The sequence below is a fragment of the Mycolicibacterium litorale genome, assembly GCF_010731695.1.
GTDB lineage: Bacteria > Actinomycetota > Actinomycetes > Mycobacteriales > Mycobacteriaceae > Mycobacterium > Mycobacterium litorale.
In genome coordinates this window covers 5,103,367-5,125,213 of sequence record NZ_AP022586.1, presented here as the reverse complement: position 1 = coordinate 5,125,213, position 21,847 = coordinate 5,103,367, and the positions used below count along the sequence as shown (strand labels likewise).

Sequence of the window (21,847 nt, the reverse complement as noted above, 5' to 3'; positions counted from 1 at the left end):
AAGAAGCGACTAGAGCATCCGGCGCGCGAGGTCTTCGATCTCGGCGTCCGTGGCAGGCGCCTGCGGCGGGACGGGCGCCACGCCTGCGTTCGAACCCTCCCCCGGGGCTGCGCCTTCGGCGTGCAGAAGCGGTGTCCGCTGCTCGTCGTCGCGCCTGCGCTCCTCGTCGCGCTGCTGCGCGTCGGTGTGCCCGGGTTCACCCTCCCGCGCCGGCGCTGCCTGCGGTGGCTGGGTGGGCTGAGGTGCGGCGCCCGGTGCTGGCTGACCGGCGGCCGCCGGCGGCGCACCACCGGCGCCCTGCGACCCGCCGGCCTGACCGCCGAACTGCTGCGCGGCCTGCATCGCCTGTTGCATCATCTGGCCGAACATCCCGCCGCCTTGCCCTCCGCCGCCGGCCTGCCCGGCCGCCTGGCCACCCATCTGGCCGAGCTGTCCGAGCATGCTGGTGATCTGACCGACCGCCTGCCCGCCCGAGTCGTCGGCATTCTGATAGGCGGACTGCGCAGCGGTCAGCTTGCCGGAGAACATGCCTTCTTTCGCCTGCAGCGCAGCCACATTGGCGACCAGCGGCGCGGCCAGCGTCGGGAGCACCGCGCTGATGGTCGCGCTCATCGCGTCCTGGCCCGGAGGGATCATCGGCATCTCCGGCAACTGCACGGTCGCCGCGTCCCACGAGATCCCTTCGGGCTTCTTCAGCGGATCCATCAGCGGCCGACTCCTCTCACGAACGTGTCACCACTCATCGTCGACATCCTCGTCGAGGTCGTACTCCAGGGGCGGCGGCCCGGAGAGGCCGGCGGTCGTGGTGCCGCCGCTCGTCCCGCGGCCGCCCATCATCCCCATCGGCGCACCCATGCCGCCCATGCCGCCCGCGCCCGCGGCGACCGGTGCCACACCGCCGACCGCCGCCGTGCCCGCGACGACGGGCTCCGCCGGCGCGACGGACACCGCGTTGGTGCCGACCAGGCCGGCCATCAACGGCGTCTGCGCAGAGACACCTCCTGAACCGGGCAACGACGCGGCGCGCATCATCCCGCTGCCGCCGCCGGCTCCGGAACCGCCGGCCAGGGGATGGTTGGAGAACGACGAGAACGGCAGACCGGCCGCGCCGAGGGAGTCGGCCTTACCGCCCTGCCCGAACATCGACGTCAGTTGCTGCAGCGGTTGGGACAGCTGCTGCAGCGGCTGCATCAACTGCTGCGGCGCCTGACTGACCATCTGCCCCAACTGCTGCGGCAGCTGGGCGGCCATCGACGCCATCTGCGTCATCATCTGCATCCCCTGCTGCGAGGACTGCCCACCGGCCTGGCCGGCCTCCTTGGCGGCGTCTTGGGCCGCCTGCTGGCCGGGGACCGTCGGCGGGGCGCCGGGGGTGGGGATGCTGGGCGGCACGCCGAAGACGTTGGCCAGTTCGGTCGAGCTGGCCGTGACCTGCGCGATGTTCTGTGACAACCCCATCTTGATGCGGCTCTGCACCAGCTCCTGGGTGTTGCTGAACGGCAGCGCCTGGATGGCCTCGCATTCGTGCTGGGTCTCCTGGGCGACCGTGTTCACCAGGGTTTTGGTCCGCACGACCGCGACTTCCATCTCCCGCAGCTTGGCCGCGATCGCGGCCGCGTGCGCCGCATTCGCCTCGTGTCCGCCGATGATCGTGCTGGCTTCGCCGGTCGCGGCCACGGCGCCGCCGCCCTCCCAGACGTCGGACAGCTTCATCATCTGCCCCTGCTGCTGCGGCACGACCGATCCGCTGAGGTTCGCCGCCAAGGCCTCGTATGACGCGGCGGCGGCGGCGAGAGTCTCCTCGTCGACGTTCGGCCACCCCGGACCCGTGACGGTCTGCGAGCCGTACGGACTGCTGTCCGGCATGATCCCCACGCGCACGGCCCCCTTTTCGGCACAATGTCGACAACCTGCCAGCAAACTCTACCGCGTAGCTGGCGGGTGCACCGACGGGAATTCAGCCGAGGATCAACCCCGAGGTCGGCACGCCCGTGCCTGCGGTGACGAGTACGTGCTCGACGTCGTCGACCTGGTTGACCGATGTGCCGCGCAGCTGGCGGACACCTTCGGCGATGCCGTTCATCCCGTGGATGTAGGCCTCGCCGAGCTGGCCGCCGTGGGTGTTGATGGGCAGCCGGCCGCCGATCTCGATGGCGCCGCCGGCGATGAAGTCCTTGGCCTCGCCTTTTCCGCAGAACCCCAGCTCCTCGAGTTGGATCAGGGTGTACGGCGTGAAGTGGTCGTAGAGCACCGCGGTCTGGATGTCGGCGGGCGTCAATCCACTCTGCTCCCACAGTTGACGGCCCACCAGGCCCATCTCGGGCAGCCCGAGTTCGTCGCGGTAGTAGGAGTACATGGTGAACTGGTCGGCGCCGGCGGCCTGAGCGGCCCCCTCGATGATCGCCGGCCGGTGCTTGAGGTCCCTTGCCCGTTCCGGAGTGGTGACGACGATCGCGACGCCGCCGTCGGTCTCCTGGCAGCAGTCCAGCAGCCGCAGCGGTTCGGCGATCCACCGCGAGTTTTGGTGGTCCTCGATGGTGATCGGCTTCTCGTAGAAGTAGGCGTTCGGGTTCTTGGCGGCGTGCTTGCGGTCGGCCACCGAGATCGCCCCGAAGTCCGCACTGGTGGCGCCGTATTCGTGCATGTAGCGCTGGGCGATCATCGCCACCGACGCGGCGGGCGTGCTCAACCCGTGCGGATAGGACCAGCTGTACTCGACACCGCGGGAGTCGGCGTTGACCGTCAGTCCGGTCATGACCTGACCGAACCGGTGCTCCGAGCGCTCGTTGAAGGCGCGGTACGCCACCACAACCTCCGCCACCCCGGTCGCGACGGCCAGCGCCGCCTGCTGCACGGTGGCCGCCGCCGCCCCTCCGCCGTAACCGATCTGGCTGAAGAACGTCAGCTCGCCGATCCCGGTCGACCGCGCGACAGCGGTCTCCAGGTTGGAGTCCATCGTGAACGTCACCAGGCCGTCCACATCGGCCGGCGTCAGACCGGCGTCGTCCAGCGCGTCCAGCACCGCCTCGGCGGCGAGGCGCAACTCGCTGCGGCCCGAGTTCTTGGAGAAGTCGGTCGCGCCGATGCCCGCGATCGCCGCCTTTCCGGAGAGCTCCGCCTTTCCGGACAGCATCAGTGGTCCCCCAGTTCGAGTGTCGCCGTGGCGATGACGTGGTTGCCGAGACTGTTGGCGCCGACCACCTTGACGGTGGCGACGCCGTCGTCGACGGCGGTGACCTCACCGGTGAACGTGATCGTGTCGTAGGCGTACCACGGCACGCCCAGGCGCAGCCCGATCGACTTGATCCGTGCCGTCGGACCCGCCCAGTCGGTCAGGTAGCGCTGCACCAGACCGGTGTCGGTCAGGATGTTGACGAAGATGTCCTTCGAACCCTTGGCCTGCGCCTTGTCCCGGTCGTGGTGCACGTCCTGGTAGTCGCGGGTCGCGATGGCCGTCGAGACGATGAACGTCGGGTCGCCGTGGATCTTCAGCTCGGGCAGGGTGGCGCCGACCTCCAGGGCGGGGGCGCTCACCGGGCCGGCTCCCAGGCGTACAGGGTCCACGCGGGGCTGATGTCACTGTCCGGGAAGTCGAGGTACCTTGCGCGCACGGGCATTCCGATCTGCACCTCGCTGGGGTCTATGTCGCGCAACTCGCCGAGCATCCGCACGCCCTCCTCGAGCTCGACGAGCGCGATCACGAACGGCAGGCTGCGGCCGGGCACCTTCGGCGCGTGGTGCACGACGTAGCTGTAGACGGTGCCGTTGCCGGAGGCCACGACGTAGTCGATCGGAGCATCCTTCTCCTGCCAGACCGCGGGCACCGGCGGATGCTGCAGCGTCCCGTCGGGACGGCGCTGGATCCGCAACTCGTGGGCGTTGACGCCGTCCCAGAAGAACTGCGTGTCCTTCGACGACGCGGGCCGCATGAGCTTGTCCGGGTCGAGGTCGTCGGGCACCGCGTAACTTCCCCGGTCGCTGCGCTCCTGCCCTCCGGCGGGCTTGTCGTCGGCCCGCGGCTTGAACTTCATGATGCGCCAGTTCATCTCGGCAACAGTCTCACCGTCGGCGACCGTCCACGTGATGAGCTGGTTGATGAAGTACCCCTCGCCCAGCGCGGTCTGCTTGGGCCCCACCACGTCGGTGATCTCGGCGTGGATGGTGAGCTCTTCGCCCGGCTGCAGATACCGGTGATAGGTCTGTTCACAGTTGGTGGCGACCACCCCGGCATAGCCGGCGTCGTCGAACAGCTGCATCATCTTCGACAGCGGGTCGTCGTCCGAGCGCCCCTGACCGAGGCCGCCCATCGTCCACACCTGGATCATCGCCGGCGGCGCCACGATACCGGGATGTCCGGCGGCCCTGGCGGCCTGCTCGTCGACGTAGATCGGGTTCTTGTCGCCGATGGCATCCACCCAGTGGTGGATCATCGGCTGGTTCACCGGATCCCGGCCGGCGCGCGGCTCGCTTCGCCCCTCGGCTTTGATCTTCTCGATGTCCGGCTGCAGGTCCTGCGGCGCGCTCATGATCCTCTGTTCTTCCCGCAGGCGCTCATCACCGCGGGACCCTCGGCACCTTCAGGCCCGACGCCGCGATCATCTCGCGCATGACCTCGTTCACCCCGCCGCCGAAGGTGATGACGAGGTTGCGCTTGGTCTGGCTGTCCAGCCATTCCAGCAGTTCGGCCGTATCGGGTTCGGCGGGGTTGCCATACGCGCCGACGATCTCCTCGGCCAGCCGGCCGATCCGCTGAATCCGTTCTGTGGAGAACACTTTCGTGGCGGCGGCGTCGGCGACCGCGATCGTCTCCCCCGCCGCGGCGACCTGCCAGTTGAGCAGTTCGTTGATCCGCCAGACCGCCCGGATCTCCCCCAGCGCCCGTCGCACGTTGTCGTTCTCGAGCGGGGTCACGCCATTGGAGCCCGGCTTCGAGGCCCACGCGTGCACGCGGTCGTAGATGCCGGCGACCTTGCCCGCCGGACCGAGCATGACGCGCTCGTGGTTGAGCTGGGTGGTGATCAGCTTCCAGCCCGCGTTCTCCTCGCCGACGAGCATGTCGGCAGGCACGTGGACGTCGTTGTAGTAGCTGGCGTTGGTGTGGTGGGCGCCGTCGGACAGGATGATCGGCGTCCACGAGTAGCCGGGATCCCTGGTGTCGACGATCAGGATCGAAATGCCCTTGTGCTTGGCCGCTTCCGGATCGGTGCGCACTGCCAGCCAGATGTAGTCGGCGTCGTGGGCGCCGGTCGTCCAGATCTTCTGGCCGTTGACGATGTACTCGTCGCCGTGGCGTACCGCCGAGGTGCGCAGCGATGCCAGGTCGGTGCCGGCCTCGGGTTCGGAGTAGCCGATCGCGAAGTGCACCTCGCCGGCGAGGATCGCGGGCAGGAACTTCTTCTTCTGCTCTTCGGTGCCGTACACCTGCAGCGTCGGGCCGACGGTCTGCAGTGTGACGGCGGGCAGCGGAACGTCGGCGCGGGCGGCCTCGTTGACGAAGATCGACTGCTCGACGGGGCCGAAGCCCAGTCCGCCGAACTCCTTGGGCCAGCCCACACCGAGCTTGCCGTCGGAACCCATCCGCTTGATCACCGCGCGGTAGGCCTCGTTGTGCCGGTCGGTCTCCATGGCCTCGCGCTCTTCGGGCGAGATCAACGTGGAGAAGTACTGCCGCAGTTCGGCCTGCAACTGCCGCTGCTCGGGGGTCAGGTCGATGAACATCGTTATTTCTCCCGTCGCTTCGCTCGCCCCATGTCAGGCTCCCACCAGATCCAGACGGTGCGACGGACCGCCCAGCAACCGGGCCAGGTCCTTGATCGTCGAGTAGTAGCGGTTCATCGGGTAGGTGATGTCCATACCCATACCGCCGTGCAGGTGATGGCAGGTCTGCATGACCGGCGGAGCTTGTGAGGTCAGCCAGTAGCCCAGCACCTCGAGGTCCCCGTCGGCGTCCCGCCCCTCGGCGAGCCGCCACACCACCGAGGTGGCCGCCAGATCCAATGTGCGCGAGGCGATGTAGACCTCGGCCAGCTGGGCCGCCACGGTCTGGAACGTCGACAGCGGCCGCCCGAACTGGTGGCGGTTGGCGACGTAGTCGGCGGTCAGGCGCAACGCACCGGCCACCAGACCGGCCGCGAACGCCCCGGTGGCCGCCAGGGCCAGCTCGTTCACGCGGTGGGCGGAGGCATCGGCCAGCACATCGGCGTCGTCGACGGTGACGTCGCTGAACGTGACCGCGTACTCGTCGCCGCCGTTCGACGTGGGCGTCTTGGTCACCTGGACACCCTCGGCCCGGGACGAGACCACGACGACGCCGGAGTCGGCGCTCACCAGGATCCATTCCGCCGCTTGGGCGTACGGCACCCCGACCTTCGTGCCGTTGAGGCGGCCACCGGCCAGGGTCGTCGCCGGCCGGTCGGGCAGCGACGCACCCGGCTCGTTGAGCGCCGCCGTCAGGATCGCGCCCTTCGCGACACCCGCCAGGTAGCGGTCCTGCTGGGCGTCCGAGGCGAGATCGAGCAGCGGCAGGAGCCCGAGGCCGATGGTGGCCAGTGCCGGGCTGATCGTGCCGTGCCTGCCGATCTCGGTCAGCGCGGTCGCCAGTTCGGCCAGCCCGACCCCGTCACCGCCGAGGCGCTCCGGTACGCCGAGCGCCGTGACACCGCCGGAAACCAAGGCGTCCCAGCTGTTGTCGCGTTCGAGCACCGACGTCACCACATCGGCGACAGCCTGCTGCCCTTCGTTGGGACTGAAATCCACCCGAATCCTCCTTGATCCGTGGGCGTCAGCGTCAGTGGCTGACGGGGCACTGTGCCGGATCTGCCGGCCCGCCGGCGCCGGTGTAGTCCACCTGCCAGTGCTTGATGCCGTTGAGCCATCCCGACCGTAGCCGCTCCGGCTCGCCGACCGGCTTGAGATCGGGCATGTTGTCGGCGACGGCGTTGAAGATCAGGTTGATCGTCATCTTCGCGAGGTTGGCGCCGATGCAGTAGTGCGCACCCGTGCCGCCGAAGCCGACGTGCGGGTTCGGGTTGCGCAGGATGTCGAACGTATGGGGATTCTCGAAGACCTCGTCGTCGAAGTTGGCCGAGCGGTAGGACATCACCACCCGCTGCCCCTTCTTGATGCTGACGCCGCCGAGTTCGACGTCCTCCAGCGCGGTCCGCTGGAACGCCGACACCGGCGTGGCCCAGCGCACGATCTCGTCGGCGGCGGTCTCCGGGCGCTCCCGCTTGTAGAGCTCCCACTGATCGGGGTTGTTCGAGAACGCGATCATGCCGTGGGTGATCGAGTTCCTGGTGGTCTCGTTGCCCGCCACGGCCAGCATGATCACGAAGAAGCCGAACTCGTCGTCCGAGAGCTTCTCGCCGTCGATGTCGGCCTCGATCAGCTTGGTGACGATGTCGTCGGTCGGGTTCTTGCTGCGCTCCTCGGCCATCTTCATGGCGTAGGTGATCAGCTCGAACGACGACATGGCAGGGTCGATGTCGGCGTACTCGGGATCTTCGCCGCCGGTCATCTCGTTGGACCAGCGGAAGATCTTGTCCCGGTCGTCCTGCGGCACCCCGAGCAGTTCGGCGATGGCCTGCAGCGGCAGTTCGGCCGAGACCTGCTCGACGAAGTCGCCCTGCCCGTTGGCCAGCGCCGTCTTGGCGATGTTCTGGGCGCGCTGATTGAGCTCGTCTTCGAGGCGGCCGACCGCGCGGGGGGTGAAACCGCGCGAGATGATCTTGCGCAGCCGGGTGTGCTGCGGTGCGTCCATGTTCAGCAGCACGTTGCGCTGCAGGTCGATGGCGTCACGCGTCATCTCCTGCGGCCAGGTGGGGATGGCACCGTCGGGCGAGCTGCCGAAGACGTCGCTGCGCTTGGACACCTCTTTGACGTCGGCATGCTTGGTGACGAGCCAGTACCCCTTGTCACCGAATCCGCCGGTTCCACCCGGCACGTCGACCCAGTGAATAGGCTCGGACTTGCGCAGTTCGGCGAGCTCCTCGACGGGCAGGGCTTTGAGATTCACATCGGGGTCGAGAAAATCGAAGTTCTCGGGGATATTCGGGCAGGCCATGAGTGGAGCTCCTCAATACACAACGTGGTCTAGTGCCGATTGCGACCATTGAAACATGCCTTCTGCGCAGATCAAAGGCGTGGATGCATCGTCGCTTGTCAGAGTAATGAAACGTGTTCTAGCCTGGCGGAATGGGTAACCCTGTCATCGTTGAAGCCACCCGCAGCGCCATCGGCAAGCGGAACGGATGGTTGTCGGGCCTGCACGCGACCGAACTGCTCGGCGCCGTGCAGAAGGCGCTGGTCGACAAGGCCGGCATCGACGCGGGCGACGTCGAACAGATCATCGGCGGCTGCGTCACCCAGTACGGCGAGCAGTCGAACAACATCACCCGCGTGGCGTGGCTGACGGCCGGGCTGCCCGACCACGTCGGCGCCACCACCGTCGACTGCCAGTGTGGCAGCGGCCAGCAGGCCAATCACCTGATCGCCGGGCTGATCGCGGCCGGCGCCATCGACATGGGTATCGCCTGCGGGGTGGAGGCGATGAGCCGGGTCGGGCTCGGCGCCAACGCCGGACCCGACCGGTCGAAGATCCGCGCCGAGTCGTGGGACATCGACATGCCCAATCAGTTCGAGGCCGCCGAGCGCATCGCCAAGCGCCGCGGCATCACCCGCGAGGACATCGACCAGTTCGGGTTCGCCTCGCAGGCCAAGGCCAAGCAGGCCTGGGCCGAGAACCGGTTCGACCGCGAGATCTCGCCGATCGTCGCCCCGGTGCTCGACGAGAACAAGCAGCCGACGTCCGACCGCGCACCGGTGTCGAAGGATCAGGGGCTGCGCGACACCACCCTCGAAGGCCTGTCGCAGCTCAAGCCGGTCATGGAGGGCGGCATCCACACCGCGGGCACGTCATCGCAGATCTCCGACGGTGCGGCCGCCGTGCTGTGGATGGACGAAGACAAGGCACGCGCCCTGGGTCTCACGCCGCGGGCGCGCATCGTCAGCCAGGCGTTGGTCGGCGCGGAGCCGTACTACCACCTCGACGGCCCCGTGCAGTCGACGTCCAAGGTGCTCGAGAAGGCCGGGATGAAGATGGGCGACATCGACATCGTCGAGATCAACGAGGCGTTCGCCTCCGTGGTGCTGTCATGGGCGCGCGTGCACGAACCGGACATGGACCGCGTGAACGTCAACGGCGGCGCGATCGCGCTCGGTCACCCCGTCGGCAGCACCGGCAGCCGGCTGATCACCACGGCGCTGCACGAACTCGAGCGCACCGACAAATCCACCGCGCTCATCACCATGTGCGCGGGCGGGGCGCTGTCGACGGGAACCATCATCGAGCGGATCTAGCGGTCGCGCCGGTCGCGGACTACTCGGACTCCCTGCGTAGAGCCGGCCGGATCCGCGCCCGGATGTGGTGGATCAGACCGTCTGAGGCCGGAATCAGGAAGGTCTCGTCGACGTGGGCCACGACGCGGCGTCCGGCCACTCGGGCCTTGGTGACGACGGTGAACGTCGCATGCACCTCGTCGCCCGCGACGTGAAAGGTCCGGTCGGTCGTGGCGGCGATGACCTGGTACTGGGGTCCACGAGTCAGGCTGCGGCGCAGATGGTTTGCCGAGAATCCGGTCTTGAGACCCACCTCGAAGCGGACGCAGTCCGGCGCGAAGGGTATGTCGGCGGCGTCGTGGGTCGCCAACGCAGAGATATAGGCGTCGGCCGCGGCGATGCGGTCGGTGTCCGAAACCGTGTCCATCCACCGAGCATAGGAGACCAGGATGCCGAAGTCACCGCCCAGCAGATTGAACTCACCAGCCGCCGACTTCTTCATCAAATGGATGTCGCGTGGAAACACGTTGCTGTACAAGGCCACTGGCGGCCGCGTCGGCGGGACCTTCGGGAAGGCGCCGGTCGCCCTGTTGACCACGATGGGCCGCAAGACCGGTGAACCGCGGGTCAGCCCGCTGCTCTTCCTGCGCGACGGTGACCGGGTGATCCTGGTCGCCTCCCGCGGCGGCAGCGACAAACACCCGATGTGGTACCTCAACCTGCGGGCGAATCCCAAAGTGCAGGTGCAGATCAAGGACGAGGTGCTGGCGCTGACCGCGCGGGCGGCCACCGAGGAGGAGCGGGCGCACTACTGGCCGAAGCTCACCGCGATGTACCCGAACTTCGACGACTACCAGTCGTGGACGGACCGCGTCATCCCGATCGTCGTCTGCGAGCCGTGACGCTCAGGCGCCGTAGACGGGCACCGGCGGGCGCGCCTTGGCGAGCAGGTCCTTGACGACCGGCCCGAGTTCGGCGGGATCCCAGCGGGCACCCTTGTCGACCTGCGGACCGTGCGCCCACCCCTCGGCGACGCGGATCTTGCCGCCTTCGACCTCGAACACCTTGCCCGTGACGTCGCGGGCCTCGACGCTGCCCAGCCACACCACCAGCGGTGAGACGTTCTCCGGTGCCATGGCGTCGAAGTCGTCGTCCTGAGTCGACATCATGTCGGCGAACACCGTCTCGGTCATCCGAGTGCGGGCCGACGGTGCGATCGCGTTGACGGTCACGCCGTAGCGGCCCATCTCGGCCGCGGCGACCAGGGTCATGGCGGCGATACCGGCCTTGGCGGCACTGTAGTTGGCCTGGCCGACGCTGCCCTGCAGACCGGCGCCGGAACTGGTGTTGACGATCCGCGCGTCGACGCTGTTGCCGGCCTTGGACTGTGCGCGCCAGTACGCCGCGGCGTGCCGCATGGTGGCGAAATGCCCCTTGAGGTGGACGGCGATGACCGCGTCGAACTCCTCTTCGCTGGTGTTGGCGAACATCCGGTCGCGCACGATCCCGGCGTTGTTGACCAGGACGTCGAGCCCGCCGAAGGAGTCGACGGCCGTCTGGATCAGGCCCTCGGCCTGCGCCCAGTCCGCGACGTTGGCGCCGCTGGTGACGGCTTCCCCACCGGCGGCGGTGATCTCGTCGACGACGCTCTGCGCCGCGCTGCCGCCGCCGGCCGGGGATCCGTCCAGCCCGACACCGATGTCGTTGACCACCACGCGCGCCCCTTCGGCGGCGAATGCCAGCGCGTGCGCGCGGCCGATGCCGCCGCCCGCACCCGTCACGATGACCACGCGGCCGTCGAGCAGTCCCATATGTCTTGTCTCCTCTTACTGTTTGATGTCTGCGGTGGTGGTCGACAGATAGTGCGGGGGTTCGCCGCCGCCGTGCACCTCGAGCGATGCGCCGCTGATGTAGGACGCCGCGTTCGAGGCGAGAAACGCCGTGGCCCAGCCGATGTCGGCGGGTTTGGCCAGCCGGCCCAGTGGCACGTTGCGGGAGATGGCGGCGATGGAGTCGGCGTCACCGTAGAAGAGTTCGGACTGCTCGGTCTCGACCATGCCGACGACGACCGAGTTCACCCGCACCTTGGGCGCCCATTCGACGGCGAGGGTGGTGGTCATGTTCTCCACACCGGCTTTGGCGGCGCCGTAGGCGACGGTGCCGGGCGTGGGCCGTCGGCCGCTGACGCTGGTGATGTTGACGATGGAGCCGCCCGACTCCTGGGTCTGCATGACGGCGTTCGCGTGCGTCGAGACCGAAAGGGCGCCCAGGAGGTTCAGTTCGACGATCTTGGTGCTGAACCGAGCGGAGGCTTCGGCGGCGGGGACGAAGGGCGAACCGCCCGCGTTGTTGACCACGACGTCGAGACGGCCGTGGGCGCCGACGATGCCCTCGATCAGGGTCTTGACCGAATCGTCATCGCGGATGTCGCAGGCGTGGAATTCGTACGGGCTGCCCTCGACCGGTCGACGCGCGCAGGTCACCACGGTGGCGCCCTGAGCTGCGAAGACGGCGCTGATGCCTGCGCCGACCCCGCGCACACCTCCGGTCACCAGCACTACGAGGCCGTCGAGTCCGAGTTTGATTCCAGCGGCGTCGCTCACTGTGCTAGCGTACCAAGCAAGTGCTTGCTTAGGTAGCGACCCCAGGAGTTTGCATGCCGATCACCACAAAGACCGTGGAGCCGGGCATCGTCTCGGTCACCGTCGACTACCCGCCCGTCAACGCGATTCCCTCGCGCGGCTGGTTCGAACTCGGCGACACCATCACCGCCGCCGGCCGCGACCGCAGCACCCACGTGGTGATCCTGCGGGCCGAGGGCCGGGGCTTCAACGCCGGTGTCGACATCAAGGAGATGCAGAACACCGAGGGATTCACCGCGCTCATCGACGCCAACCGCGGCTGCTTCCACGCGTTCCGGGCGGTCTACGAGTGCGAGGTGCCCGTCGTCGCCGCGGTCAACGGCTTCTGCGTCGGCGGTGGGATCGGCCTGGTCGGCAACGCTGACGTGATCGTCGCCTCCGACGACGCGAAATTCGGCCTGCCCGAAGTGGAACGGGGCGCACTCGGTGCCGCCACCCACCTGTCGCGCTTGGTGCCACAGCACATGATGCGCCGACTGTTCTTCACCGCGGCGACCGTGAGCGCCGACACCCTGCACCACTTCGGTTCGGTGCACGAGGTGGTGCCGCGGGCCGACCTGGACGAGGCCGCGCTGCGGGTGGCGCGCGACATCGCCGCCAAGGACACCCGGGTGATCCGCGCCGCGAAGGAAGCGCTGAACCTGATCGACGTCCAACACGTCAATTCCAGCTACCGCATGGAACAGGGCTTCACGTTCGAACTGAACCTGGCCGGCGTATCCGACGAGCACCGCGATGCGTTCGCGGGGACAGACAAGGGTGCCAAATGACCGACAAGACAACGACCCTCGACGAGGCGGTCGCCGTCGTCGAGAGCGGGATGACCATCGGGATCGGTGGATGGGGTTCCCGGCGTAAGCCGATGGCGTTCGTCCGCGCACTGCTGCGCACCGGCGTCACCGACCTCACCGTCGTCACCTACGGCGGCCCGGACCTCGGCCTGCTCTGCTCGGCCGGCAAGGTCAAGCGCGTCTACTACGGTTTCGTGTCGCTGGATTCGCCGCCGTTCTACGACCCGTGGTTCGCCAAGGCCCGCACCAGCGGATCGATCGAGGCGCGTGAGATGGACGAGGGCATGCTGCGGTGCGGCCTGCAGGCTGCGGCGCAACGCCTTCCGTTCCTGCCGATCCGCGCGGGCCTCGGCAGTGACGTCCGCACGTTCTGGGGCGACGAGCTCAAGACGGTGCGCTCGCCGTACCCGACTCGCTCCATCCCCGGGTCGCTCCGCTCCAGCCCGCCGGAAGACGGCTACGAGGAACTCATCGCGATGCCCGCGTTGAACCTGGACGTCGCCCTGGTGCACCTGAATCTCGGTGACGCCCAGGGCAACGCGGCCTACACCGGTATCGATCCCTACTTCGACGACCTGTTCCTGATGTCCGCACGGAAGCGGCTGCTGAGCGTCGAGCGGGTGGTGTCCACCGAGGAACTGGTCAAGGCCGTCCCGCCGCAGGCACTGCTGGTCAACCGGATGATGGTCGACTCCGTCGTCGAAGCACCGGGCGGCGCCCACTTCACCACCGCTGAACCCGATTACCGCCGCGACGAGAAGTTCCAGCGCCATTACGCCGAGGCCGCCGCGTCCGACGACACCTGGGCCGAGTTCGTCAACACGTACCTGTCCGGCGGCGAGGACGACTACCAGGCCGCGGTCCGCAAGTTCAAGGAGCAGAACGCATGACCGGCCAGACGACCTCCGCAACCCGTGCCGAAGTGTGCGCCGTCGCGTGCGCCGAACTGTTCCGCGACGCGGGCGAGATCATGGTCAGCCCGATGGCCAACATGGTGTCGGTCGGTGCCCGCCTCGCGCGGTTGACCTTCTCGCCGGACATCTTGCTGACCGACGGCGAAGCCCGGTTGCTCGCCGACACCACCGCGCTCGGCGCGACGGGCGCCATCGAGGGCTGGATGCCGTTCGGCCGCGTGTTCGAGACGCTGACATGGGGGCGGCGCCACGTCGTGATGGGCGCCAACCAGATCGACCGCTACGGCAACCAGAACCTGTCCGCCTTCGGTCCGATCCAGCATCCGAAGCGACAGATGTTCGGCGTGCGCGGCGCACCGGGCAACACCATCAACCACGCCACCAGCTACTGGGTCGGCGGGCACAGCAAGCGGGTGTTCGGCGAATCCGTCGACATCGTCTCCGGGGTCGGCTGGGACAAGGTGGATCCCGACAACCCCGCCTACCGGTTCCTCAACGTGTTCCGGGTGGTGAGCAACCTCGGCGTCTTCGACTTCAATGGACCCGACCACCAGATGCGCGCGGTCTCCCTGCATCCCGGCGTGGAGGCCGCCGAGGTCGCGGAGAACACCTCCTTCGAGGTGCACGGGCTCGATTCGGCCGAGGTGACACGGTTGCCGTCCGACGAAGAGCTGCGCCTCATCCGCGAGGTGATCGATCCGAAGTCGCTGCGCGACAGGGAAATCCGGTCGTGACCCGGCTCAGGACGCCGCTGACGGAGCTGATCGGTATCGACCATCCCGTCGTGCAGACCGGCATGGGCTGGGTGGCCGGGGCCCGGTTGGTGTCGGCGACCTCCAATGCGGGCGGGCTGGGCATTCTGGCGTCGGCCACCATGACGCTCGAGGAACTGCAGACCGCGGTGACCAAGGTCAAGGCCGCCACCGACAAACCGTTCGGCATCAACATCCGCGCCGACGCGGGCGACGCGGGCGAACGTGTCGACCTGCTGATCCGCGAGGGCGTGAAGGTCGCCTCGTTTGCGCTGGCACCCAAGCCGGACCTGATCGCGCGACTCAAAGAGGCCGGCGTGGTGGTCATCCCGTCCGTCGGGCTGGCCAAGCACGCCAAGAAGGTCGCCGGCTGGGGTGCGGACGCGGTGATCGTGCAGGGCGGTGAAGGCGGCGGTCACACCGGCCCCATCGCGACGACGCTGTTGCTGCCGTCGGTACTCGACGCGGTGGCCGACACCGGGATGCCGGTGATCGCCGCCGGTGGCTTCTTCGACGGGCGCGGCCTGGCGGCGGCGTTGTCGTACGGCGCCGCGGGAGTCGCCATGGGCACCCGCTTCCTGCTGACGTCGGATTCGACGGTGCCCGATGCCGTCAAACAGCGCTACCTGCAGGCGGCGCTCGACGGCACGGTCGTCTCGACCCGTGTCGACGGTATGCCGCACCGGGTGCTGCGGACCGGACTGGTGGAGAAGCTCGAGAGCGGTTCACCCGTGCGGGGATTCGCCGCCGCGGTGGGCAACGCCCAGAAGTTCAAGAAGATGTCGGGCATGACGTGGCGCTCGATGGTCAAGGACGGGCTGGCGATGCGGCACGGCAAAGAGCTGACGTGGTCGCAGGTGGTGATGGCGGCCAACACCCCGATGCTGCTCAAGGCCGGCCTGGTCGACGGCAACACCGAAGCCGGCGTGCTCGCCTCCGGCCAGGTGGCGGGCATCCTCGACGATCTGCCCTCGTGCGCCGAGCTGGTTCCGTCGATCGTGGACGACGCCGTCAAACACCTGCGGGCGGCGACCGCGCTCGTTGAGTGACCTCTTCTCCGTGAAGCAGATAGCTGAATTTTTCGATAATTAAGCTATTATCTTCATATGGCGGATGTTAAGCCACAGCCTTCAGTGAAGGCCGCGGTGATCGGCGACGTCGTGGCGTCCCGTCGAGCACCCGACCGGCGCGCACTGCACCGTCAGCTGAGGGCCGCACTCGCCGCCGCCGGATTCGCGTTCACCGTGGGCGACGAGTTCCAGGGCGCCCAGCCGAGTGTCGGCGCGGCGATCGACACCGCGCTGGGCATCCGGCTGGCCGTGGCCCCCGAGATCGACATCCGGTTCGGCATCGGCTGGGGTCCGGTCACGGTGCTCGACGCCGAAACCGGCATCCAGGACGGCCCGGGGTGGTGGGCGGCGCGCGAGGCGATCGAGTGGACCGCGACCGCGCAGCGTCAACCGGGCCTCGCCGCGGTGCGCACGTCGTACCGGCGGGCCGCGGACACTGCCGGACCGGACGTCGACGCGGTCAACGCCGCACTGCTGTGTCGGGACCACCTGCTTGGATCACTCGATGACCGGTCGACGAGAATTCTGAAGGGCCTGTTGAGCAACCGCAGCAAGAAGGACATCGCCGCCGCCGAGCACGTCAGCGCCTCGGCGGTGTCCCAGCGCGCGGGCCGCGACGGGCTGGATCTGCTCGTGCTGACCTCGGCCTATCTGCGCGGTGTGCGATGAGCGCGCTGGCCGTCCTGCTGATCGCGATCGGACTCGCCGACATGTGCCGGCGGATCACGCGGCGCGCGTGGCTGCCCGTGGTGGTCGTCCCCGCCGCGGTCGTGGGCTGCGCGCTCCTGGCCGGCCTGTGGCACCGCGGCGACATCCCCCTCCTGGTGATCGCCTGCGCGGCGGGCATCGCCTGGGAGGTGCTCGGGGCGCGTGCCGAACGCACCGGACACCGTCCATGGGCGCCGCTGCTCGCGCTGGGTGCGGGCGCCGCACTGGTGATCGTGTTGTCCGGGTGGGCTTCGGACGTCGCGGGGCCGGTCGGCCGGTGGGCGGAGTGGACTCAGCTGCCCGGGGTCGGCGGGCTGACCGCCGACCGGCTGCTGATGGTGGTGGCCGTCATCCTGCTGCAGTTGGTCACCGGCAACCAGTTGGTGCGGCTGGTGCTGGGGTCGGTCGGCGCGGTCAAACCCGCCGGACAACCGCAGCCGTCGGACCGGCTCAAAGGCGGCCGACTCCTCGGGCCGATGGAACGGTTGCTGATCCTCGGGTTGGGGCTGGCCGGCCAGTTGGCCGCCGCGACCGCGGTCGTCGCCGCCAAGAGCATCATCCGGTTCCCGGAGATCAACGCCCAGAAGGCGAAGGCGAACGGCAACGGCGATTTGGGGATCGGCATCGACGAGGTGACCGAGTACTTCCTGGTCGGCAGCTTCGCGAGCTGGATCATCGCGCTGGGCGGGCTGGCGCTCGCGCAATAGCCAAACGCCGGTGATCATCGGTACGCCCTTCCTACACTCCCCGCATGAAGATGGATGCAGCGGTGCTGTGGGAAGTCAACGGCGACTGGACCGTCGAAGAGGTCGACCTCGACCCGCCGCAGGACGGCGAGGTTCTCGTGTCGTTCCAGGCGACCGGGTTGTGCCACTCCGACCACCACGCCCGCACCGGTGACTTCCCCGGTCCGATGCCGGTGATCGGCGGGCACGAGGGCGCCGGCATCGTCACCGAGGTGGGCCCGGGCGTCCGCGATCTGACGCCCGGCGACCACGTCGTCGCGTCGTTCCTGCCGGCCTGCGGGCGCTGCCGCTGGTGCGCCAGCGGGCACCAGAACCTGTGCGACCTGGGCGCGTACATCCTCAACGGCACCCAGCTCGACGGCACCTACCGGCGCCACATCGGCGACGTCGACGTCAACGTCGCCCTGCTGCTCGGCACGTTCGCCCAGTACGGTGTGGTGTCGGAGGCATCGGTGGTCAAGATCGACGACGACCTGCCGCTGTCGCGAGCGTGCCTGATCGGGTGCGGGGTGACCACCGGGTGGGGCTCGGCGGTCAACACCGCCGACGTCACCCCCGGTGACACCGTGGTGGTGATCGGCTGCGGCGGTGTGGGCAGCGGCGCGATCCAGGGCGCCCGGCTGGCCGGGGCGGAGAAGATCGTCGTGGTGGACATCGTCGCCGACAAGCGCGAGAAGGCATTCGAGTTCGGCGCCACCCATTTCGCGACGTCGATGGCCGAAGCCACGGCGCTCGTCGCGGAGCTGACGCGCGGGGTGATGGCCGACTCGGCGATCCTGACCGTCGGACTGGTCGAGGGTCACATGATCGGCGAGGCGCTCGACATCATCCGCAAGGGCGGTGCCGTCGTGCTGACCGGTATCGCCGCAATGGCCGACGTGACCCCGACGCTGCCGATGGCGATGTTCACGCTGTTCCAGAAGCGGCTACTGGGCAGCCTCTACGGCGAAGCCAATCCACGCGCCGACATCCCGCGTCTGCTCAGCCTCTACCGCGAAGGCAAGCTGCTGCTCGATGAGACCGTCACCCACGAATACAAACTCGGCGAGATCAACGAGGCCTACGACGACATGCTCGCCGGTCGGATCATTCGCGGCGTCGTCGTCCACGACCACTGACACCTTCTCCCGCGAAGGAGACTAGAGCCGCTCGATGATCGTGACGTTGGCGGTGCCGCCGCCCTCGCACATCGTCTGCAAACCGTAACGGCCGCCGGTGCGCTCGAGTTCGTTGAGCATCGTGGCGAACAGCTTGGCGCCGGTCGCGCCGAGCGGATGGCCGAGCGCGATCGCGCCGCCGTTCGGGTTCACCTTCTCCGGGTCGGCCTTGAGCTCCTTGAGCCACGCGATGACCACCGGGGCGAACGCCTCGTTGATCTCGACGACGTCGATGTCGTCGATCGACAGCCCGGTCTTCTCGAGCGCGTAACGGGTGGCGGGGATGGGGCCGGTCAGCATGAAGACCGGGTCGGCGCCGCGGGCGCTGATGTGGTGGATGCGGGCGCGGGGCTTGAGGTTATGAGCCTGCACTGCGCTCTCTGAGGCCAGCAGCACCGCACTCGACCCGTCCGAGATCTGGCTCGCCACAGCTGCGGTCAACCGGCCGCCCTCGGCGAGCGGTTTGAGCGAGGCGAGCTTCTCCAGCGTCGACTCCCGCGGGCCCTCGTCGACACCGAAGTCACCCACCGGGATGATCTCGTTGTCGAAGTGGCCGCCGCGGATGGCGCCGAACGCCCGCTGGTGGCTGGTGTAGGCGAACTGCTCCATCTCCTCACGGGAGATGTCCCACTTCTCGGCGATCAGCTCGGCGCCGCGGAACTGCGAGATCTCCTCGTCGCCGTAGCGGTGCCGCCAGTTCTCCGATTCGCCTGTGGGCGAGGTGAATCCGAACTCCTTGCCGACCACCATCGCCGAGGCGATCGGGATCTGGCTCATGTTCTGCATGCCGCCGGCCAGGATGATGTCGGCGGTGCCGGACATGATCGCCTGGGCACCGAACGAGATCGCCTGCTGACTGGATCCGCACTGCCGGTCGACGGTCACGCCGGGCACCTCTTCGGGATAGCCGGCAGCCAGCCACGCGTTGCGGCCGATGTTGCCCGCCTGTCCGCCGAGCGCATCGACGCAGCCGACGATGACGTCGTCGACCGCGCCCGGATCCACGTCGACGCGATCGAAGATGCCGCGGAACGCGTGCACGCCCAGGTCGATCGGGTGCACGTGGGCCAGCGAGCCGCCGCGCTTGCCGACGGGCGTCCGCACAGCGTCGATGATGTACGCCTCAGGCATGGTGTGTTTCTCCTTCAGTACTGTTGGCGGTGATTCCGCCGAGGACTATGGACAGGTACTGCCTGCCGACCTCTTCGGCCGTGAGCGGGCCGCCCGGCTGGTACCAGCGGACCGACACCCACGTGGTGTCCCGGATGAAGCGGTAGATCAGATCGACGTCGATGTCGGGCCGGAAGTAGCCCTCCGCGATGCCCTGGCTGAGCACCTCGATCCACATCTTGCGTTGTTCGCGGTTGCGTTCCTCGACGTAGGAGAAGCGCGGTTGCGACGAGAGCCGTCCGGCCTCGTCCTGGTAGATGACCACCTGGGCGTGCCGCGAGGCGATCGCCTCGAACGACGCCATGAACAGGCCCTTGAGCCGTTCGAGCGGGTTCGGCTCGGTCTCGACGATCTGGTGGTACCGCTCGAACAGCCAATCGAGGAACCCGCGCAGCAGCTCGTCGATCATCTCCTCCTTGGAGGAGAAGTGGTGGTACAGGCTGCCCGACAGGATGCCCGCCGAATCGGCGATGTCACGCACCGTGGTGGCCCGCAGCCCGCGCTCGGCGAACATCGTCGCGGCGAGCTCGAGGAGCTCGTCGCGCCGGGTCGGCGGCTGGCTGGCTGCGGGGGTGCTCACGGGTGCTGGCTCGAAACGGAGATGACCTCGCCGGTCAGGTAGCTGGAGTAGTCGCTGGCGAGGAATGCAATCGTAGCCGCCACCTCCCACGGTTCGGCGGCGCGGCCGAACGCCTCGCCTTCGGAGAGCCGGTCGAGCAGATCCGCCGAACTCGTCTTCTCCAGGAACTTGTGCCGGGCGATGCTGGGCGACACCGCGTTGATGCGCACCCCGTATTCGACGGCCTCGATCGCACTGCACCGGGTCAGCGCCATCACCCCGGCCTTGGCCGCGGCGTAGTGCGACTGCGAGTGCTGGGCCCGCCAGCCCAGCACGCTGGCGTTGTTGACGATCACGCCGCCGTGGTCGGCGTCGCGGAAGTAGCGCAGCGCGGCGCGGGTGGCGCGCATGACCGAGGTGAGGGTCACGTTGAGCACGCGGTCCCACTCGTCGTCGGACATGTCGACCACCGGTGTCTGGCCGCCGAGGCCGGCGTTGTTCACGAGAACGTCGAGCCGGCCGGCTTTTTCGACGGTCGAGGTGATCAGCGCGTCGACGGCTTCGGTGGAGGTGACATCGCAGACCACCGAGTCGACCTTGCCGAGACCGAGTTCGGTGAGCTGGTCGCGGGTCTCGCCCAGCCGGCGCTCGTGGTAGTCGGAGATGACTACGTCCGCGCCCTCGAGCAGCGCGCGCCGCGCGGTGGTCGACCCGATGCCGGTGCCCGCGGCGGCGGTCACCAGCACGACCTTGCCGGTCAGCAGACCGTGGCCGTCGATCTCCTTCGGCGCGACGGAAAGATCGCTCATCCCTTGGGCTCCCTCGGTAGGCCGAGCACCCGCTCGGCGATGATGTTGCGCTGCACCTCGTTCGACCCGCCGTAGATCGTGTCGGCACGCGAGAACAGGTACAGCCGCTGCCATTCGTCGAAGTCGCCCTCGGTCAATGTCAGGCCCGCCATACCAGCCACGTCCATCGCGATCTCGCCGAGTTCACGATGCCAGTTGGCCCACAACAGTTTCGACACGTTATCCACTCCGGCGGCCCGCCCGGCACCTTCCACGTCCATCGTCGCCAGCGCATACGACCGCATCGTGCGCAGGCCGGCCCACGACCGGGTGAGCCGCTCGCGGATCAGCGGATCGTCGGCGGCGCCGGTCTTCTTCGCGAGATCGGCGACCCCGGACAGTTCGCGGGCGTATTCGATCTGCTGGCCGAGCGTGGACACGCCGCGTTCGAAGGTCAGCGTCCCCATCGCGACGCGCCAGCCGTCACCGGGCTCCCCCACCACGAGCGAGGCGTCGGTGCGGGCGTCGTCGAAGAACACCTCGTTGAACTCGGAGTCGCCGGTGAGCTGGATGATCGGGCGCACCTCGACGCCGGGCTGGTCGAGCGGCACCAGCAGGTAGGACAGACCGGCGTGGCGCTTCGAGCCCTTCTCGGTGCGCGCGACCACGAAGCACCACTGCGCCCAGTGCGCGAGCGACGTCCACACCTTCTGCCCGTTGATGACCCACTGGTCGCCGTCGAGCACGGCGGTGGTCGCGACGTTCGCGAGGTCGCTGCCTGCGCCGGGTTCGGAGTAGCCCTGGCACCAGAGCTCGGTGACGTCGACGATCTTGGGCAGGAAACGCTGCTGCTGTTCGGGCGTGCCGTAGGCGATCAGCGTCGGCCCGAGGAGTTCCTCACCGAAGTGGTTGACCTTCGCCGGGGCGTTGGCGATCGCGTACTCCTCGTAGAACGCGACGCGGTGGGCGACCGACAGGCCGCGCCCGCCGTGCTCGACCGGCCACCCCAGACATGTCAGACCCGCCGCGGCGAGATGGCGGTTCCACGCCAGCCGCTCCTCGAATGCCTCGTGCTCACGGCCGGGCCCGCCCAGCCCCTTGAGCGCGGCGAATTCGCCGACCAGGTTGTCGGCGAGCCACTGCCGGACCTCGGCCCGGAACTCCTGGACCTCTATCACCCCTGTAGGCTAACCTACCAAGCACTTGCTTTGTTA

24 protein-coding genes are annotated in these 21,847 nt (G+C 68.4%); 9 read left to right on the top strand and 15 right to left on the bottom strand.

Annotated features, from left to right (window positions below):
• Positions 1-9: 9 nt before the first annotated feature.
• The 8 genes from G6N30_RS24600 to G6N30_RS24565 form a co-directional block, all read right to left on the bottom strand.
• Entirely contained in the window at positions 10-705 is a 696-nt protein-coding gene (locus G6N30_RS24600) for a PE domain-containing protein (protein WP_134056591.1), read from the bottom strand.
• Positions 706-732: 27 nt separating this feature from the next.
• On the bottom strand, positions 733-1,875 hold the full coding sequence (locus tag G6N30_RS24595; RefSeq protein ID WP_134057520.1) for a hypothetical protein: 1,143 nt from the start codon (positions 1,873-1,875) through the stop codon (positions 733-735).
• A gap of 82 nt (positions 1,876-1,957) precedes the next feature.
• Positions 1,958-3,133 carry a 17-hydroxy-3-oxo-4-pregnene-20-carboxyl-CoA lyase gene (locus tag G6N30_RS24590; RefSeq protein ID WP_134056593.1) on the bottom strand — a complete coding sequence of 392 codons (1,176 nt, stop codon included), beginning with the start codon at positions 3,131-3,133 and terminating at the stop codon, positions 1,958-1,960.
• Positions 3,133-3,534 carry a MaoC family dehydratase gene (locus G6N30_RS24585; RefSeq protein ID WP_134056595.1) on the bottom strand — a complete coding sequence of 134 codons (402 nt, stop codon included), beginning with the start codon at positions 3,532-3,534 and terminating at the stop codon, positions 3,133-3,135. Before G6N30_RS24585 ends, G6N30_RS24590 begins: the two co-directional genes overlap by 1 nt.
• A complete protein-coding gene (locus tag G6N30_RS24580) occupies positions 3,531-4,526 on the bottom strand; it encodes a bifunctional MaoC family dehydratase N-terminal/OB-fold nucleic acid binding domain-containing protein (RefSeq protein ID WP_134056597.1) in 996 nt (331 codons plus the stop codon). Before G6N30_RS24580 ends, G6N30_RS24585 begins: the two co-directional genes overlap by 4 nt.
• A 28-nt stretch (positions 4,527-4,554) precedes the next feature.
• Positions 4,555-5,718, bottom strand: coding sequence for an acyl-CoA dehydrogenase FadE29 (gene fadE29, locus G6N30_RS24575; protein ID WP_134056599.1), 1,164 nt, complete (start codon positions 5,716-5,718; stop codon positions 4,555-4,557).
• 33 nt (positions 5,719-5,751) lie between these two features.
• Positions 5,752-6,756, bottom strand: a complete 1,005-nt coding sequence (locus tag G6N30_RS24570) for an acyl-CoA dehydrogenase family protein (protein WP_134056601.1) — start codon at positions 6,754-6,756, stop codon at positions 5,752-5,754.
• A 31-nt stretch (positions 6,757-6,787) separates the two neighbouring features.
• Positions 6,788-8,062: a cytochrome P450 gene (locus tag G6N30_RS24565; protein WP_134056603.1), complete on the bottom strand. Its 1,275-nt coding sequence runs from the start codon at positions 8,060-8,062 to the stop codon at positions 6,788-6,790.
• Between the two features lie 131 nt (positions 8,063-8,193).
• Here G6N30_RS24565 and G6N30_RS24560 point away from each other — a divergent pair, with 131 nt between their 5' ends.
• Positions 8,194-9,357 carry a steroid 3-ketoacyl-CoA thiolase gene (locus G6N30_RS24560; protein WP_134056605.1) on the top strand — a complete coding sequence of 388 codons (1,164 nt, stop codon included), beginning with the start codon at positions 8,194-8,196 and terminating at the stop codon, positions 9,355-9,357.
• Positions 9,358-9,376: 19 nt separating this feature from the next.
• Here the strand turns inward: G6N30_RS24560 and G6N30_RS24555 are convergent, their stop codons facing one another.
• Positions 9,377-9,763: a DUF8021 domain-containing protein gene (locus G6N30_RS24555; RefSeq protein ID WP_134056607.1), complete on the bottom strand. Its 387-nt coding sequence runs from the start codon at positions 9,761-9,763 to the stop codon at positions 9,377-9,379.
• A gap of 22 nt (positions 9,764-9,785) precedes the next feature.
• Between G6N30_RS24555 and G6N30_RS24550 the strand changes: the two genes are divergently transcribed.
• Positions 9,786-10,238, top strand: coding sequence for a nitroreductase family deazaflavin-dependent oxidoreductase (locus tag G6N30_RS24550; RefSeq protein WP_134056609.1), 453 nt, complete (start codon positions 9,786-9,788; stop codon positions 10,236-10,238).
• Positions 10,239-10,241: 3 nt separating this feature from the next.
• Here the strand turns inward: G6N30_RS24550 and G6N30_RS24545 are convergent, their stop codons facing one another.
• Positions 10,242-11,147, bottom strand: a complete 906-nt coding sequence (locus tag G6N30_RS24545; RefSeq protein ID WP_134056611.1) for an SDR family oxidoreductase — start codon at positions 11,145-11,147, stop codon at positions 10,242-10,244.
• A 15-nt stretch (positions 11,148-11,162) separates the two neighbouring features.
• Positions 11,163-11,939 (bottom strand): SDR family oxidoreductase, encoded by a 777-nt coding sequence (locus G6N30_RS24540; RefSeq protein ID WP_134056613.1) that lies wholly within the window; start codon positions 11,937-11,939, stop codon positions 11,163-11,165.
• 53 nt (positions 11,940-11,992) lie between these two features.
• On the opposite strand from G6N30_RS24540, the gene echA20 reads away from it, so the two are divergent.
• Genes echA20 through G6N30_RS24505 form a run of 7 tightly spaced genes read left to right on the top strand, consistent with a single transcriptional unit; the run spans position 11,993 to position 18,077 of the window.
• Positions 11,993-12,748 (top strand): (7aS)-7a-methyl-1,5-dioxo-2,3,5,6,7,7a-hexahydro-1H-indene-carboxyl-CoA hydrolase, encoded by a 756-nt coding sequence (echA20, locus tag G6N30_RS24535; protein ID WP_134056615.1) that lies wholly within the window; start codon positions 11,993-11,995, stop codon positions 12,746-12,748.
• The gene (ipdA, locus tag G6N30_RS24530; RefSeq protein ID WP_134056617.1) at positions 12,745-13,659 is read left to right on the top strand and encodes a cholesterol ring-cleaving hydrolase subunit IpdA; all 915 of its coding nucleotides are present in this window, start codon (positions 12,745-12,747) and stop codon (positions 13,657-13,659) included. Before echA20 ends, ipdA begins: the two co-directional genes overlap by 4 nt.
• A complete protein-coding gene (ipdB, locus tag G6N30_RS24525; protein WP_134056619.1) occupies positions 13,656-14,417 on the top strand; it encodes a cholesterol ring-cleaving hydrolase subunit IpdB in 762 nt (253 codons plus the stop codon). The genes ipdA and ipdB overlap by 4 nt, the downstream gene beginning before the upstream one ends.
• Complete coding sequence (gene ipdC, locus G6N30_RS24520; RefSeq protein ID WP_134056620.1) at positions 14,414-15,484, top strand: (3aS,4S,5R,7aS)-5-hydroxy-7a-methyl-1-oxo-octahydro-1H-indene-4-carboxyl-CoA dehydrogenase; 1,071 nt, start codon at positions 14,414-14,416, stop codon at positions 15,482-15,484. The genes ipdB and ipdC overlap by 4 nt, the downstream gene beginning before the upstream one ends.
• A 57-nt stretch (positions 15,485-15,541) precedes the next feature.
• Positions 15,542-16,174, top strand: a complete 633-nt coding sequence (locus tag G6N30_RS24515; RefSeq protein WP_134056622.1) for a SatD family protein — start codon at positions 15,542-15,544, stop codon at positions 16,172-16,174.
• Positions 16,171-16,920 (top strand): hypothetical protein, encoded by a 750-nt coding sequence (locus G6N30_RS24510; protein ID WP_134056624.1) that lies wholly within the window; start codon positions 16,171-16,173, stop codon positions 16,918-16,920. The genes G6N30_RS24515 and G6N30_RS24510 overlap by 4 nt, the downstream gene beginning before the upstream one ends.
• Positions 16,921-16,964: 44 nt before the next feature.
• Positions 16,965-18,077: an NDMA-dependent alcohol dehydrogenase gene (locus tag G6N30_RS24505; protein WP_134056626.1), complete on the top strand. Its 1,113-nt coding sequence runs from the start codon at positions 16,965-16,967 to the stop codon at positions 18,075-18,077.
• A gap of 21 nt (positions 18,078-18,098) precedes the next feature.
• Here G6N30_RS24505 and fadA6 read toward each other — a convergent pair whose 3' ends face one another.
• The 4 genes from fadA6 to ipdE1 form a co-directional block, all read right to left on the bottom strand.
• Positions 18,099-19,247 carry a steroid 3-ketoacyl-CoA thiolase FadA6 gene (gene fadA6 / locus G6N30_RS24500; RefSeq protein WP_134056628.1) on the bottom strand — a complete coding sequence of 383 codons (1,149 nt, stop codon included), beginning with the start codon at positions 19,245-19,247 and terminating at the stop codon, positions 18,099-18,101.
• A complete protein-coding gene (locus G6N30_RS24495) occupies positions 19,240-19,800 on the bottom strand; it encodes a TetR/AcrR family transcriptional regulator (RefSeq protein WP_234880253.1) in 561 nt (186 codons plus the stop codon). Before G6N30_RS24495 ends, fadA6 begins: the two co-directional genes overlap by 8 nt.
• 62 nt (positions 19,801-19,862) lie before the next feature.
• Positions 19,863-20,654, bottom strand: a complete 792-nt coding sequence (gene ipdF, locus G6N30_RS24490) for a (5R,7aS)-5-hydroxy-7a-methyl-1-oxo-2,3,5,6,7,7a-hexahydro-1H-indene-carboxyl-CoA reductase (protein ID WP_134056632.1) — start codon at positions 20,652-20,654, stop codon at positions 19,863-19,865.
• Positions 20,651-21,811 (bottom strand): acyl-CoA dehydrogenase IpdE1, encoded by a 1,161-nt coding sequence (ipdE1, locus tag G6N30_RS24485; RefSeq protein WP_134056634.1) that lies wholly within the window; start codon positions 21,809-21,811, stop codon positions 20,651-20,653. Before ipdE1 ends, ipdF begins: the two co-directional genes overlap by 4 nt.
• Positions 21,812-21,847 lie beyond the last annotated feature (36 nt).

What these genes read in the sequence shown, in the direction of transcription:
- G6N30_RS24590 (WP_134056593.1), bottom strand. Translation starts at nt 3,133, where the DNA reads ATGCTGTCCGGAAAGGCGGAGCTCTCCGGAAAGGCGGCGATCGCGGGC.
- ipdB (WP_134056619.1), top strand. Translation starts at nt 13,656, where the DNA reads ATGACCGGCCAGACGACCTCCGCAACCCGTGCCGAAGTGTGCGCCGTC.
- fadE29 (WP_134056599.1), bottom strand. Translation starts at nt 5,718, where the DNA reads ATGTTCATCGACCTGACCCCCGAGCAGCGGCAGTTGCAGGCCGAACTG.
- G6N30_RS24515 (WP_134056622.1), top strand. Translation starts at nt 15,542, where the DNA reads ATGGCGGATGTTAAGCCACAGCCTTCAGTGAAGGCCGCGGTGATCGGC.
- G6N30_RS24565 (WP_134056603.1), bottom strand. Translation starts at nt 8,062, where the DNA reads ATGGCCTGCCCGAATATCCCCGAGAACTTCGATTTTCTCGACCCCGAT.
- ipdA (WP_134056617.1), top strand. Translation starts at nt 12,745, where the DNA reads ATGACCGACAAGACAACGACCCTCGACGAGGCGGTCGCCGTCGTCGAG.
- fadA6 (WP_134056628.1), bottom strand. Translation starts at nt 19,247, where the DNA reads ATGCCTGAGGCGTACATCATCGACGCTGTGCGGACGCCCGTCGGCAAG.
- G6N30_RS24510 (WP_134056624.1), top strand. Translation starts at nt 16,171, where the DNA reads ATGAGCGCGCTGGCCGTCCTGCTGATCGCGATCGGACTCGCCGACATG.
- G6N30_RS24495 (WP_234880253.1), bottom strand. Translation starts at nt 19,800, where the DNA reads ATGTTCGCCGAGCGCGGGCTGCGGGCCACCACGGTGCGTGACATCGCC.
- G6N30_RS24600 (WP_134056591.1), bottom strand. Translation starts at nt 705, where the DNA reads ATGGATCCGCTGAAGAAGCCCGAAGGGATCTCGTGGGACGCGGCGACC.
- G6N30_RS24555 (WP_134056607.1), bottom strand. Translation starts at nt 9,763, where the DNA reads ATGGACACGGTTTCGGACACCGACCGCATCGCCGCGGCCGACGCCTAT.
- G6N30_RS24560 (WP_134056605.1), top strand. Translation starts at nt 8,194, where the DNA reads ATGGGTAACCCTGTCATCGTTGAAGCCACCCGCAGCGCCATCGGCAAG.
- G6N30_RS24545 (WP_134056611.1), bottom strand. Translation starts at nt 11,147, where the DNA reads ATGGGACTGCTCGACGGCCGCGTGGTCATCGTGACGGGTGCGGGCGGC.
- echA20 (WP_134056615.1), top strand. Translation starts at nt 11,993, where the DNA reads ATGCCGATCACCACAAAGACCGTGGAGCCGGGCATCGTCTCGGTCACC.
- G6N30_RS24580 (WP_134056597.1), bottom strand. Translation starts at nt 4,526, where the DNA reads ATGAGCGCGCCGCAGGACCTGCAGCCGGACATCGAGAAGATCAAAGCC.
- ipdF (WP_134056632.1), bottom strand. Translation starts at nt 20,654, where the DNA reads ATGAGCGATCTTTCCGTCGCGCCGAAGGAGATCGACGGCCACGGTCTG.
- G6N30_RS24550 (WP_134056609.1), top strand. Translation starts at nt 9,786, where the DNA reads ATGCCGAAGTCACCGCCCAGCAGATTGAACTCACCAGCCGCCGACTTC.
- G6N30_RS24505 (WP_134056626.1), top strand. Translation starts at nt 16,965, where the DNA reads ATGAAGATGGATGCAGCGGTGCTGTGGGAAGTCAACGGCGACTGGACC.